Raw genomic sequence first — 13797 nt, 5'->3', positions numbered from 1 at the left:
TGAGATTTTACCCGAAAGGGCAAAATCTTGCGCGCAGTCGGGCTGCAATCCCCTCACCAGTGAATGGGCACAAAAGCCCATTCACTGGTGGATAAGGGCCTCCACGATCTCACCCAGGTACATGGTGTGGTAATCCCCTTCCTGATACCATTTTTCCTTCACATCTTCGGGGATGTAGGAGGGGTTCATCCGCTGGGCCATGCGCTTGCGGCACACCAGCACCATCTCTGCCTCCTCAAAATAGGGGGCACCCCCTGCCCCGGTGGCCACGGTAAAGCCGCATTCGGCCACCTTGTCCACATCTCTGCCGCTCTTAGTTCCACACAGGCTCAACTGCTGGCGGTACTCCTGGGAGAAGAATGCCAAGGTAAAGTACTCCTCCCGATCCACAAATTCTTTGGTGTACCGCTGGGGCCGGATATAGGCAATGGCCATGGGGGAACCCCACAACACGCCAAGCCCACCCCAGGAGGCGGTCATGGTGTTGCACTGCTCCTTGTCTCCGGCGGTGATGAGCATCCACTGGTCTCCAATGGCGGAAAAGACGTTGAAGTCCAACTCCTTGGGATCCACTTTTCTCAACATGATGGTAGCCTCCTTATGTCTTTGATACATTCCATTATATGCAAAAATGCAAAAAAAGACAAGGAGGCGTTGCGTGACGCAACGCCTCCTTGAAGAAACCTAAGATTATTCCAGACCGAACTTCTTGTTGAAGCGGCTGACACGTCCGCCGGTGTCCACCATCTTCTGCTTACCGGTGTAGAAGGGGTGACACTTGGAGCAGACTTCCACCTTAATGTCCTTCTTGGTAGAACCAGTCTCGATCACGTTGCCGCAAGCGCAGGTAATAGTGGTCTGCTGATAGTTGGGATGGATGCCTTCCTTCATGGAATTCACCTCTTTCATTTCAAAATAAGTCCAGGAGCATAATAACTCCATGTAAACGCAACATGTATCTTACCACGCCTGTCAAGAAAAAGCAAGGGGTTTTTCAAATTATTTTATCTCCCAGCCCATTCCCTGCCCCAGGGCAAAAAACCACAGGGTACAGCGGCCCACGGGAAGTTCCAAAGCCTGGGAAAGGGCGCGGCTGTACGCCTCCAGCTGGGGGCGATATTCCCGGGCGTGGGCCTCCACGGTGTTGTGGGTGACCCGGTCGGTTTTGAAGTCCAGCACCGTGACCGTGCCGTCCTCCTCCACAAACCAGCAGTCCACCACACCCTGGAGCAGCACCTCCTCCCCCGCCTCGGCGTTGGGGTAGTAGTCGGAAGCGGGCACCAGCATGGAGAACTTGAACTCCCGCTCCATCTGGGAGGCACTTACCAATCGTTGCCCCAAGGGCGAGTGGAAAAAGTCCAGGATGCGCTGAGGCTCCACCGCCTCCCCCTGTTGGGGGGTGATAAACTGCATGGCCACCAGTCGGGCAATCTCCTCTTGAATCTCCTCCAGGGTGTTGGTGCGCTCAAAATTGAGATACTGCATCACCATGTGCAGGGCCGTGCCCTTCTGGGCGGGAGTGAGGGGCTTTTGCCCCTGGAACACCGGGCGGCGCAAGGTCACCGTGGGCTTGGCGGGGGCATACTCCACCCCGTCCTGGGCCGCCTCGTTGTCTTTGTCCCGCCCTTTCAGCTGGGTGGCAGTGAGCTTCGACGGCATCTGGGCAGACACCCCATGGGGGTAGGTCCAGGTGAGGGTATCCTGCCACCCCTTGGGCAGCTCCACGCCCCCCTCTGCCTCCTGGCCCAGGTCCGGGCTCACCCGCCCCGCGTCCGCCTGGGTGGGGGTGAGCAGCTTGACCTCCCAGCGGTACCCCTGCTGGGGGGCGCTGCAGGGCCGTTGCAGCCCCAGCTCGTCCCATAGAGGCTGGCTATCCTCACGGCACAAAGCGGGGGTGAGCACCCACTCGGCCATGCAGGAAGCCCCTGCCACCTGGCGGGGCGGCGGCGGACACTGGGCCTGGGCAGCCAGCTTGTCCAGCTTCAAATTCTTGCCGTTGACGCTGGCGAACATCACCAGCTTGTGCTCGGCTCGAGTCATGGCTACATACAAAAGGCGCATCTCCTCGGCGATAAGCTGCTGGCGCAGCCGCAGGGCCACCCCGTCCCGGGCGATGGTGGAGTAGCGCAGCATCCGCTCCCGGTCCACCCGCTTGGGGCCCAGTCCCAGGTCCGGGTGGAAGAGGATGGTGGACCGGGTGTCCTCCGTGTTGAATTGGTGCTCCAGGCCGCACAGGAACACCACGGGAAACTCCAGGCCCTTGGAGCGGTGAATGGACAGAATGCGCACGCCTCCCACGCTCTCCCCCTCCACGGGGATGGGCAGGCCGTTGTCCGCCATGCGGGTAAGGTGGAGGAGGAAGGCCATCAGGCCCTTGTGGCCCCCCGACTCAAACCGCCGGGCCTCCTCGTACAGGGCCATGAGGTTGGCCCTACGGGCTCCCCCCTGGGGCATGGCAGCAAAGATGGCGGGCAGGTCAGTGCGCTGGTAGATGTACCACAGCAGCTTGTGGCTGCTCTCCTCGGCGGCCAGAGCCCGCAACTCTCCCAAGAGGGTGAGGAAGGACACACAGTCTTCCTCGCCTCGCTCTGCTCCCGCCTCCACCGCCTGGTACACGCAGCCGGAACAGCCGGTGCGCAACTGGGCCAGCCGGTCGGGGGTAAAAGCAAACACCGGAGAGCGGAGGACAGCCAGCAAAGGCACGTCCTGCCGGGGGTTGTCCACCACTTGCAGCAGGGAAATGGCCACCGCAATCTCGGTGGTGCCGAAAAACTCCCTGCCCCCCTCGGCACTCCAGGGGATGCCCGCCTCATCCAGGGCGGCGGCATACCACCGCAGAGTGGAGCCGGGGGAGCGGAGCAAAATCACCATGTCGTCGGGGCGCAGGGGACGGTCCCCGATGGGAAGGCCCGAGGCCAACAGCTCCTTCATGCGTTTGGCCACCATCCGGGCCTGGATGAGGTCCTTGTTTCCCTTGTCCTCCTGGTCCTCCAGCTGGGACAGGTCCACACAGCACAGCTCAGTGGCATACTGCCCGTCCGGCTGCAAATCCTGCCGCCCATGGCGCAGGGCCTGGTTCTCGTCGTAGTCCAGTTCCCCCACCGACTGGGTCATCACGTTGCGGAAGACAAAGTTGGTGGCGTCCAGCACCTCGGGCCGGGATCGGAAGTTGTGGGACAGAGGGATGGTACGCCCTTGCCCCTGCTCCGCGGTCTCCCAGGGAGCAAAGCGGCGGTACTTGTCCAAAAAGATGGTGGGGTCTGCCAGACGGAAGCGGTAGATGGACTGTTTCACATCTCCCACCAAAAACAGGTTGTCCCCCTGGGACAGAGCGTCAAAGATGGCGTTTTGCACCCCGTTGGTGTCCTGGTACTCGTCCACCATAATCTCCACATACCGCTTGCGCCACTCCAGGGCCAGCTGAGATGGATTTCCCTCTCCATCGGTGAGCAAAGCGGCGGTGAGATGCTCCCCGTCGGCAAAGTCAATGAGACGGTGGCGGCCCTTGAGGGCCACAAAGGCCCGGTCAAACTCCGCCACCACGTCCAGCAGGGCGGTTATGGCAGGGGCAATGGCTCGCAGATCCTCCATGGCCTCCGCTGCCGCCACCTGGAAGCGCTGTTTGAGTTTTTCCATCTGCTTTTTGCAGGCCTCCCGCACCCCCTTGGCCCGCTCCTTTAGGGCCTCGTCGCAATCTCCCCGCTTGGCTTTGGGGCGCTCAAAGGCCACCCCATCCAGCATCTGGGCCATCCCGTCCCAGCTCTGGGCACCGGCCACCCGCTCCAGGCCTCCAATGGTGGTGCCCAAGGTACCACCATAATTGTTCCACAATACCAGGTCGTCCTCCAGCTCACTCAGCACCCCTTGCAGGGTGTCCGCCCAGTATTGGGCCACTTCCCGGGCATCAGAGAGGAGCAGCTTGCCCCAGGGAGTATCCTCCGGGGCGGTCTCCCCGGTCAAATTGAAGTCGGCCTTGCGCGCCATGAGCCAGTCCAGGGGGCTAGCCTGACTTTGCACCTTGGCGTGAATATCCAGGATGACAGACTCCAAGGTCTGGTCGTCCCGGTCCCCCGCCATGCTGTCGGCCAGAGCCTGGAAGCCTGGGTCATTGGAGATATTGGCGTACCGCCCTTCCAGCACCGTCTCCAGGGCCTCACTCCGCAGCTCCTCCCCGGTGCCCTGGTCGCACAGGCGAAAGTCCGGGTCCAGCCCCGCCAAGTGGCCCCACTGGCGGAGGAAATCCAGACAAAAGGCGTCGATGGTGCAGATTTGGGCCTGATAGACCAGGGTGGCGTTGCGGCGCAGGTGCCGGTTGTTGGGCTGTTGGGCCAGGCGGGCGTGGATGGCGGCGGCGATACGGTCCCGCAGCTCGGCGGCGGCGGCGTTGGTGAAGGTGATGACCAGAAACCGGTCCACGTCCTCCCCCTGCTGGATGCGCTGCATCAGCCGCTCCACCAGCACCCTCGTCTTACCGGAACCGGCGGCTGCGGACACCAGTAGGTCGCCTCCCCGGTTGTCCACCACCGCCTGTTGCTGGCGGGTGAGTTCAATTCCCATCCTTCTCACCTCTCATTCGATCTTCCATCCAGGCCCAGAATTCCGCGGCCCGTTTGCCCCGTCTCCGGCGTAGGGTGTCTCCCAGGCACTCCTCAAAGTGGCAGGCCGAGCGGAACTCGCACCACTGACAGGCGTTGTGGGTGGCGTCCCGCCAATAGGGGTCGGCGTCAATGTTGCCCCCAGCCACCTGGCTGGCGGCCTGGCGTAACACCTGGGTGACGTACTTGTCCAGCTCCCGCATCTGCTCCTCATTCACCAAGCAGTCCTTGCTGCGGGAGGACAGGGGCAGGTAACGGTATTTCCCGTCTTCGGACTGCTCCATGGCGTCGATGACCGCCGGATCGTCCAACACCAGTCCCTGGCGGCGCAGCTGTTTTTCCTGCTCCTGGGCCACTTCTCTGGCATCGGTGTTGCGGCTTCCATCCACCAGGGCGGTACGGGCGGGTACATACAGCACCCCGGCGGGGACCAGGTCCTGGTCGCCAAACAGGGGCTCTCCGTTGCGGCTGAGGGCGAAAAGGTAGAGGAGCATTTGCAAGCCCCGCCCGTCCTCCACATCCGCAAAGTCAAAGGCCTTCTTTCCGGTCTTATAGTCCACCACCCGCAGGTAGCGCTTTCCCTCATGTTCCCAGCTGTCCACCCGGTCCACAAAGCCGGACAGGCGCAGGGTGATGCCGTCCTGCTCCACCTCCACCGGGGGCAGCTGCTCCCCGCGGCCAAAGCCCAGCTCCAACCACACGGGGACAAATTGGGAGGCGGCCAGCTCCCCCGCCACGCTGTCCACCACCGTGAGCACCGCCTGTTTCATGCGAGCAAAGAGCCAGCGGAACCGGGCGCTCTCATCCTCCAGGCCCTGGAGCACCTCCTGCTCGTACCGGTCCGCCGCCGCCTTGGCCAAAGCTCGGCACTGCTGGGGTTCGGGGTGTTGTCCCAGCACCTCCTCCAGCACCGCATGGACAAAGGTGCCGTAGTCGGAAGGGGCGAACTTGGCCCGTTTCCTGGGCTGGGCCTTGAGGCCGAAGCGGAGGAAGTGGCAGAAATGACAGGACTGGTACAGGTCCAGCCGGGTGGCAGACATGGGTACCGCTTTCCCGTACAGGGTGCGCACCCCCTGGGGGGACAGGCGGCCACGCCGCCACGTTCCCGCCTCTTGCAGGCGCTGCACCCGGTCCCGCATATCGGGCAGCTCAGACAATGCCGCCCGCACCTGGGACACGCCCCCCGCCGCCTCCAGGGCAGGCACCGGGGCGGCCAGACGACAGGACACGTCGGCGGGGTCACCGTGGTGGGCGGTAGGGAAGAGCTGGGTCAAGCGCTCATAGAGGAAACTGGGCCCCCGCTCCTGCCCCGCCCCGTCCTGCTGGGCGTAGCTGACATACAGCCCCTGGGTGGGGCGGGCGCAGGTCTCGTAAACAATGGTCAATTCCCGCCGCAGCTGCTCCTCCTGCCGGGAGGCCAGCTCCACCTCCAGGGCTGCCAAGGCGTCCCGATCCTGGTCGGAGAACAGGCCCGCAGCGGGAGCACAGCTGGGAATGGCGGTGGAGTCCGCCCCTAGGAAGAACAGGTATTTGCACTCTTTGTGGGCCATGCGGGGGGCCTCGCCGACCGTGACCCGGTCCAGGGACACAGGGATAGCTCCCACGTCGTACTGACTGAGCACCAGGGCAAAGAGGCGGGCAAACTCCTCCATCTCCAGCTGGGTATCTCCCAGCAGCAGGGCGCACTGCTCTAGGCCCCCCACCACAATGTCCCACAACTGGCGGTACTGGGCGGCGGTGTTCAGGTCGCCCCGGCTCTCCAGGCTTTCCGCTCGCTCAGCCAGACGTTTGGGCAGGTCGATGTCCTCCAACAGCTGATAGAGGGCCTGGGCACGCCCTGCTCCCGTCTGGTCGGGGCATTTCCGCATCCGCTCCAGGGGGGCGATGACCTGGCGGCGCAGGGTGTCCAGCCGCCCCACCAGGGCGGTATCCTCCTCCGAGAAGGTGAGACCGTACCCCTGGGGGTGCATGTTCCAGGGCTTTTTTCTGGTCCACAGGCTTCCCTTGATGTTCCAGGTGAGAACGTAGTTCTCCAGGGTATCCCGCTCTTCCTGGGTCAGAGGAGTGAGGTCGGTTTTCAGGTAGCGGAACAGCTCCTCATAGGGGTAGTCCTGGGCAGCTGCCGCCAAAGCGGAGGTGACCAGAGCCAGCACCGGGTGGCGCAGCACGTCCTCCATGGCGCTGAGGTAGACGGGGATGCCGTACTGGGCAAAGACGCTCTCCACCAGCTCCCCGTACCCCTCCAGTCGACGGGGACACACCACAATGTCCCGGCACCGCACAAGCCCCGTACGCATCAGGGCCACGATCTGGCTGGCGGCCCACTCCACCTCCTGCCGGGGGGTGGACGCCTGGGCTAGGGTCACGGGACAGCCTTCTGTCCAAGGGGTGGGCAGAGGGCCGTACAGATGCCCCTCCATCCAAGTGAGGGCGGGATGACTGGGCTGAGGACGGCGGAGGGTCTGTTCCTCCACCCTGGTCCCTCCCTGTCGGGCCAGACGTTTCAGCCGAGAGGCTGCCCGCAAAGCGGGCTCAAAGATGCCCTCAGGGTCGTTGTCCGGGTCACAAACCAGGGCCACGGTGACGTGGGCCTGGTGTATCAGTTTTTCCAGCACCCGCTCCTCTTGGGGGGTGAAGTCGGTGAAGCCGAAGACCGCGATTTCCTTGCCCTTAGCCCATTGGGTGTCCTCCAGCTGCTGGGTGAGCACGTCCAGACGGCCACGGGGGTCGGCGGCTCCCTGGGCGGCCAGAGCCTCATAGGCGGCATACAAAAGGCCGATATCCCGCCACTTGTCTCCCTGCTGGCCTCCCAGCTCCTCCCCGGCCTCTAAGAGCTGCTGGGGCTGCACACAGCAGCTCTTACACTCGTCAATGGTGGCCAGCACATGGGTGAGGAAAGCGGGCTTGCGGGAGGGAGAGCGGTAGATGCGCAGCTGAGGGGCACACTGACGCAGAGCGGCATACATCAGCAGCATCTGCCCGCCTCCGTCCAGCACCGGGGCGGCTCCACCCCCTGCCACTTCCCGCAGCCGTCCGGCCAAGCGGGTGAAGGAGAGCACCTCGCAGGTGCGGGAGGCTCCGTTGCCCAACACCTGGCACATGGCCCGCTCGCTCTCGTGGGAGTACTGCTCGGGCACCAGCAGCAGCCGGCGCTGGGCCGGGGAGGCCCCCAGCCGCTCCAGCAATTCTTTTCGTATTTCCTGCCCCGCCCGGGCATACAATAGGGTGAGCAAAGTCTCTCACTCCTTTACGTGATTTTCTCCTATTTTACCATACCCGGTACCATAAGAAAACCACCCATCCTCACCGGATGGGTGGTTGAATATGTCTCAAGACAAGGGTGTCAGTAGCAAATTCAGGTCCACGTTGCCCTCGATGCCCGCCACGGTCCCCTGGTGGCTGTACTGCCACATGTGGAACTGGTAGGGGTAGGTGGGGGTGCTCTGGTACTGGGCCAGCCACACATCATATTCGGTGAGCTGCTTCAAGTCCACCCAGTCCATGAGCCACGCCACATTGCCGTAAATCATGGGCTGATAGCCCGCCTGGGCAATGGTTTGGCAAAAGGCCTGGGTAACCTGATTGGCGGTCTCCACCGTCAGGTCATCGGTGCGGGCAGCGTCATATTCTATGGTCTCCAGGTCAAACACCACCGGGTAGGTGATGGAATAGTCCTTCAGGGCGGAAAGAACAAACTCCGCCTCCTCCACCGCTTCCTCTACGGTGATGGCCTGGGAGAAGAAGTACACTCCCACATCCAGGCCCGCCTGGGTGGCGCCCTGGATGTTTTGCAGGAACTTGTCGTCCAGCACCAGCTTCCCCGACTCTCCATAGCCCCGGAAGCCCAGGCGGATCATGGCAAAGGAAATACCGTCGGCTTTTACCGCCGCCCAGTCGATGTCCCCGTTGTAGGTGGACACGTCCACCCCTGTCAAAGCCTTTGTCCCGTCTGGGGCAGTATAACTGTACCGTCCGTTTTCTGTGCTCAGCCCAGCCCAGTCGTAGCTGTGCGGCTGCAAATCCTCACTCAATGGAGCAAAGCTGATTCCCTGCTTTCCCATATATACATAGGTGTCTGGGAACAGCTGCTGCAAAAAGGTGGTGGTCAGGCCGTACTGGGTGGCCAGGTTTTGCACGGTGCGTTTGGCCACAGTGCTCCCCAGCAAATTCTCCACTTGCTGTTGCAGCTGAATGACCCGGAAGCCCAGAAATCCGCTGACGGCCAACGCCACACACAGGGCCAGGGCCAACCCCGTCACCAACTTATGTTTGGGGCCGCACCGCTTCTCCACACCCTCTGTCTTCTGTTCCAAGTTCTGGTTTAGCAAGGTCATTCCCTCCTTTTTCCCACATTATATGGGCTTTTCCCCCGAAAAGCAACACAAAAAATCTGCCACAGAGTGAAACTCTGTGGCAGATTCAGACGCTCTAAAAGCCCTCGGCAGAGTTTTCCCGCCCAGGGACGGGAAAATAAATTGGAATGACGTTTTTTCCGGGGACATGCGCATCGGAAAAAACACATCTCAGCCCGCCAGTGTGGAATCGGGTCGCCCTTTGACCCGATTATGCATGCAGCGGGCTGCATCCCCTCGAGAAAATGCTTGCATTTTCGAGAAGTAATTATTGGGGGCTGACGGTGTAGTTGGGAGCTTCCTTGGTGATGTAGATATCGTGGGGGTGAGACTCCCGCAGACCGGCGGCAGTGATCTGGGTGAACTGGGCCTTGGTGCGCAGCTCGTCGATGGTGGCGCAGCCGCAGTAACCCATACCGGCGCGCAGACCGCCCATCATCTGATAGATGGTGTCGGCCACAGGTCCCTTGTAAGGCACGCGGCCTTCCACGCCTTCAGGCACCAGCTTCTTGTTGTTCTGCTGGAAGTAACGGTCCTTGGAGCCGCAAGCCATAGCGCCCAGAGAGCCCATGCCACGGTAGACCTTGAACTGACGGCCCTGGTAGACCTCGGTGTCCCCGGGGGACTCCTCACAGCCAGCCAGCAGGGAGCCCAGCATGACCACGTTGCCGCCAGCGGCAATGGCCTTGGCGATGTCGCCGGAGAACTTGATACCGCCGTCAGCAATGATGGGCACGTCGTACTCAGCGGCCACACGGGCGGCGTCGTACACAGCGGTGATCTGGGGCACACCGATACCAGCCACCACACGGGTGGTGCAGATGGAGCCGGGACCGATACCGATCTTCACGCAGTCGGCGCCAGCCTCGATGAGGGCGCGGGTGCCTTCGGCAGTGGCCACGTTGCCAGCGATGAGCTGCACGTCGGGGTACAGGCTCTTGATGCGCTTGACGCAGTTGAGGATGTTCTGGGAGTGGCCGTGAGCGGAGTCCAGGCACAAAACGTCGGCGCCAGCCTCCACGAGAGCGGCCACACGGTCCAGCACGTCGGCAGTGACACCGATGGCGGCACCCACCATCAGGCGGCCCTTCTCGTCACGAGCGGAGTTGGGGTACACCTGGGCCTTGTCGATGTCCTTGATGGTGATCAGGCCCTTCAGGTGGTTCTCGCTGTCCACGATGGGCAGCTTCTCGATCTTGTGGCGGCGGAGGATCTCACGGGCCTCCTGGAGGGTGGTTCCCTCGGGGGCAGTGACCAGATTCTCCTTGGTCATGACGTTGTCAATGAGCTGAGACATGTCGGTCTCGAACTTCATGTCGCGGTTGGTGATGATACCAATGAGCTTGCCATTGTCGCAGATGGGTACGCCGGAAATACGGTACTTGGCCATCAGCTCGTCCGCCTCAGCCAGGGTGTGGCCTGGGCCGAGGAAGAAGGGGTTGGTGATAACGCCGTTCTCGCTGCGCTTGACCATGTCCACCTGCTCGGCCTGAGCGCCGATGGACATATTCTTGTGGATGATACCCAGACCGCCCTCACGGGCCAGGGCGATGGCCATCCGGGACTCGGTGACCGTGTCCATGGCGGCGCTGACCACAGGGATGTTCAGGGTAATCTTGCGGGTAAGACGGGTGTGCAGGTCGATGTCCGCAGGGAGCACGTTGCTCTCGGCGGGAATCAGCAGCACGTCGTCGAAGGTCAGACCCATTTTTACAAACTTGTCATTGTACTGAATCTGCGACATGTTACCACTCCTCCAAAATTGTATTGATATTTCATTTTACGCTCTGGAAAAAAGGGTGTCAAGTTGAACCGAAAACAACGGGTTTTTTCGGTACTTTTGACCATTGGAACCGGGAAATCAGCTGTTCCGGTGTGGCACTTTTCGGCTCCTTTTGCAGTCCTGCCAGCCACCCCAGCCAGCCCACTACCTCTTGGGAGGTGTATTTGGCCCGCAAGACTCCCAGATCCAGGTCCCGGTCACGCTTGGATAGGCGCCGACCTTGCTGGTCCACCAGCAAAGGCAGATGGTAGAACTGGGGCGGCTCAAAACCCAGGGTGCGGTGGAGCCACGCCTGGGCGGGAGACGAGGAGAGCAGATCGCACCCTCGCACCACATGGTTGACCCCCATGAGGGCGTCATCCACCACCACTGCCAGCTGATAGGCCCACACCCCGTCGGAACGGCGGACAATAAAGTCCCCGCAATCGGTGTTCAGCCGCTGGGTATAGGGGCCCATATGTCCATCCTCTATGGTGACACTCTCTCGAGGTACCCGCACCCGGAAAGCTGGGTGTCTGCCCTGTGCCTCCAACTCCTGCCGCTGCTCCCCCGTCAGGTGGGCGCAGCGGCCCGTGTACACCACCGCCCCATCCGAGGCGTGGGGCGCAGAGGCGGCCAGACGCTCCGCCCGGGTACAATAGCAGGGATAGATAAGCCCCAGGCTCTCCAAACGGCGGAAGGCTTCCTCATAATGGTGGGAGCGACGGGACTGGCAGTACTCCGGCTCCAATCCCCCCTCGTCCCAGTCCAGGCCCAGCCATTGCAGGTCGTCCACCAGTTGGGCCGCCTTGTCCAGGGAGCAGCGCTGCGGGTCCAAGTCCTCGATGCGCAGCACCATCACGCCCCCCTGGCTGCGCACATCCAACCAGGCCAGCAGCGCCGCCAGCACATTGCCCAGGTGCATCCGCCCGCTGGGACTGGGCGCAAACCGCCCCCGTACCGTCATGGATATTCCCCCTATAACATTCGTGCCGCTGCAAAGCAGCGGCACGATAGAAAGCTAATTACTTGTTGTGGAAGATGTTGAAGATGTCGTCGAAGGGATCCTTCTCCTTCTCAGCTGCCACTTCCTCACCCTTCTCCTGGCCGGGAGTGGGGTTGCTCACGCCGCCAAAGCCGGTGGCAATGACGGTGACACGGATCTCATCCTGCAGGGAGTCGTCGAAGGCGGCACCCATCATGAACAGAGCGTCGGGATCAGCCACGTCCTTGACCATCTCGGCAGCCACTTCCACCTCGTCCAGACCGATGTCCATGGGGCCGGTGATGTTGACGATGATGCCCTTGGCGCCCTGGATGGAAGTCTCCAGCAGGGGGCTGTTGATGGCCAGACGGGTGGCCTCCTCGGCACGGTTCTTACCAGCGGCACGGCCCACACCCATGTGAGCCAGACCGGCATCCTTCATAACGGCGGTGACGTCGGCAAAGTCCAGGTTAATGAGACCAGTGGTGGTAATCAGGTCAGAGATGGACTGCACAGCCTGACGCAGCACGTCGTCGGCAATGGCGAAGGCATTGGCAAAGGTGATCTTCTCGTCGGTGGCATACTGGAGACGGTCGTTGGGGATGATAACCAGAGAGTCCACCTTGGACTGCAGTTCCTCGATGCCCTTCATGGCCTGATCCATGCGGCGACGGCCCTCAAAGCTAAAGGGCTTGGTGACCACGCCCACCGTGAGGATACCCCGGGACTTGGCGATCTCAGCCACCACGGGAGCAGCGCCGGTACCGGTGCCGCCGCCCATACCGGCAGTGACGAACACCATGTCGGTGTTGTCCAGCAAAGCGGAAATCTGATCCTTGCTCTCCTTGGCAGACTCACGGCCCACCTCGGGGTTGGCACCAGCGCCCTTGCCAGCGGTGAGCTTCTCACCGATGGGCAGCTTCTGGGTGGCCTCGGAAGAGGCCAGACACTGACGGTCGGTGTTCACCGCAATGAACTCCACACCCTGCATTCCCACACGCACCATGCGGTTGACCACGTTGCAGCCGCCGCCGCCAACGCCAATCACCTTCAAGGTGTCATCACTTTTTACCGCAGAATCCATGACAAAAGCCATAAATATGACCCTCCTATTATCAAAACAGTTTCTGTAAATGCCTGCAATGTTCCAAACTACAAATCATATTTTATTTTAGCTTCTTTTTACCAAGTGGTCAATAGTGAAATGAAAGTTTTTTTAGAGAATTTTGTCGAAGGATTTTGGCAATTTCAGCACAGGGTCTTAGGCAACAAACCCCCTCCTTTGTGCCGTTTCCAGCACAAAGGAGGGGGTTGAACATTCAAGATGTGGCCTTAGGCCGCTGGACATAGACCTCCCGGTCTGCCACCGTGAAGTCAAAAATCAGCGCTTCTCCCTCTGGCACCTTTCCGCTGTCCAAGGCAGCTTGGAACAGCTGGAGCATATAGGGGTAGTCTCCGTAGAGAGGAAATTTCAACTGATGCTGGCCGTAGGTCACCGCCAGAGAGGACGCCGCCGAACAGTCCACCTTGGTGCACTCACCCAGCTTCTCCGCCTCTTCCAAAGCAGAGATCAGACGGGTCAGAGCGCGAGCTTTGGACTGGCTGCTCTCCTCCACCTGCAGCTCCTGTCCCGCTTTGGGGCTTGTGGCCTGCAAGCCTGTCACTTCCAGGCCCTGAACCTGGGATGTGGTCTCCAGGAGATAGCCATCTCCAGACAACAGCCACGAGCTGCCATCCCCCTGAATGGTGGCCGCCACCGTGCGCTCCACCACCATCAAGGTGACTTGATCGGGCAATGCGCGCCGGAGCACCACCCGCTGCACGTAGGGCAGTTGGGCGCAAATGCGCTGGTTGATGCTCGGCTCCCACATAGTCACCAGGTTGTCGCCGGTCTCAAGGCCTGAGGCGGCAATGATATCCTGGGCCGTGTAGTGAGAATTTCCCACCACGTGGATGCCATTGACCCGAAAAAATATGACGCACGCGGTGACCAAGGCCGCTACCACCGCCACCAGGGAGATCAATTTATAGATCCATCGAAACCGACCCCGCCGCTTTCTTCGGGGCGGATGTTTCCGCTCACGCGCCATGCCAATCACCTCT

The 13797-nt window shown here is 61.4% G+C and carries 9 protein-coding genes; all 9 read right to left on the bottom strand.

The features are described 5' to 3' along the window. Positions 1 to 81 precede the first annotated feature (81 nt). The 9 genes from B5G37_RS05705 to B5G37_RS05665 all read right to left on the bottom strand — a co-directional run bounded on the left by B5G37_RS05705 (position 82) and on the right by B5G37_RS05665 (position 13784). Positions 82 to 585: a flavin reductase gene (locus B5G37_RS05705; protein WP_087255264.1), complete on the bottom strand. Its 504-nt coding sequence runs from the start codon at positions 583 to 585 to the stop codon at positions 82 to 84. A 105-nt stretch (positions 586 to 690) separates the two neighbouring features. Continuing rightward, the gene (gene rpmE, locus B5G37_RS05700; protein WP_087255388.1) at positions 691 to 891 is read right to left on the bottom strand and encodes a 50S ribosomal protein L31; all 201 of its coding nucleotides are present in this window, start codon (positions 889 to 891) and stop codon (positions 691 to 693) included. A 108-nt stretch (positions 892 to 999) separates the two neighbouring features. Continuing rightward, entirely contained in the window at positions 1000 to 4557 is a 3558-nt protein-coding gene (gene addA / locus B5G37_RS05695) for a helicase-exonuclease AddAB subunit AddA (RefSeq protein ID WP_087255261.1), read from the bottom strand. After that, on the bottom strand, positions 4547 to 7828 hold the full coding sequence (locus B5G37_RS05690; RefSeq protein WP_087255258.1) for a PD-(D/E)XK nuclease family protein: 3282 nt from the start codon (positions 7826 to 7828) through the stop codon (positions 4547 to 4549). The genes addA and B5G37_RS05690 overlap by 11 nt, the downstream gene beginning before the upstream one ends. Positions 7829 to 7924: 96 nt before the next feature. Then, positions 7925 to 8923, bottom strand: a complete 999-nt coding sequence (locus B5G37_RS05685; RefSeq protein ID WP_158099357.1) for a glycoside hydrolase family 25 protein — start codon at positions 8921 to 8923, stop codon at positions 7925 to 7927. 292 nt (positions 8924 to 9215) lie between these two features. Further along, positions 9216 to 10691: an IMP dehydrogenase gene (gene guaB, locus B5G37_RS05680; protein ID WP_087255252.1), complete on the bottom strand. Its 1476-nt coding sequence runs from the start codon at positions 10689 to 10691 to the stop codon at positions 9216 to 9218. A 58-nt stretch (positions 10692 to 10749) separates the two neighbouring features. After that, positions 10750 to 11676: a tRNA glutamyl-Q(34) synthetase GluQRS gene (gluQRS, locus tag B5G37_RS05675; RefSeq protein WP_087255249.1), complete on the bottom strand. Its 927-nt coding sequence runs from the start codon at positions 11674 to 11676 to the stop codon at positions 10750 to 10752. Between the two features lie 58 nt (positions 11677 to 11734). After that, on the bottom strand, positions 11735 to 12790 hold the full coding sequence (gene ftsZ / locus B5G37_RS05670) for a cell division protein FtsZ (protein ID WP_087255246.1): 1056 nt from the start codon (positions 12788 to 12790) through the stop codon (positions 11735 to 11737). 223 nt (positions 12791 to 13013) lie between these two features. Next, entirely contained in the window at positions 13014 to 13784 is a 771-nt protein-coding gene (locus tag B5G37_RS05665) for an FtsQ-type POTRA domain-containing protein (RefSeq protein ID WP_087255243.1), read from the bottom strand. Positions 13785 to 13797 lie beyond the last annotated feature (13 nt).

The organism is Pseudoflavonifractor sp. An85 (assembly GCF_002161235.1).
Taxonomy (GTDB): domain Bacteria; phylum Bacillota; class Clostridia; order Oscillospirales; family Oscillospiraceae; genus Enterenecus.
This window is presented reverse-complemented; position numbering and strand designations above follow the sequence as displayed.

Excerpts from the sequence above, each read along its gene's own strand:
- B5G37_RS05665 (WP_087255243.1), bottom strand. The coding sequence starts at position 13,784 with ATGGCGCGTGAGCGGAAACATCCGCCCCGAAGAAAGCGGCGGGGTCGG.
- guaB (WP_087255252.1), bottom strand. The coding sequence starts at position 10,691 with ATGTCGCAGATTCAGTACAATGACAAGTTTGTAAAAATGGGTCTGACC.
- gluQRS (WP_087255249.1), bottom strand. The coding sequence starts at position 11,676 with ATGACGGTACGGGGGCGGTTTGCGCCCAGTCCCAGCGGGCGGATGCAC.
- addA (WP_087255261.1), bottom strand. The coding sequence starts at position 4,557 with ATGGGAATTGAACTCACCCGCCAGCAACAGGCGGTGGTGGACAACCGG.
- rpmE (WP_087255388.1), bottom strand. The coding sequence starts at position 891 with ATGAAGGAAGGCATCCATCCCAACTATCAGCAGACCACTATTACCTGC.
- ftsZ (WP_087255246.1), bottom strand. The coding sequence starts at position 12,790 with ATGGCTTTTGTCATGGATTCTGCGGTAAAAAGTGATGACACCTTGAAG.
- B5G37_RS05705 (WP_087255264.1), bottom strand. The coding sequence starts at position 585 with ATGTTGAGAAAAGTGGATCCCAAGGAGTTGGACTTCAACGTCTTTTCC.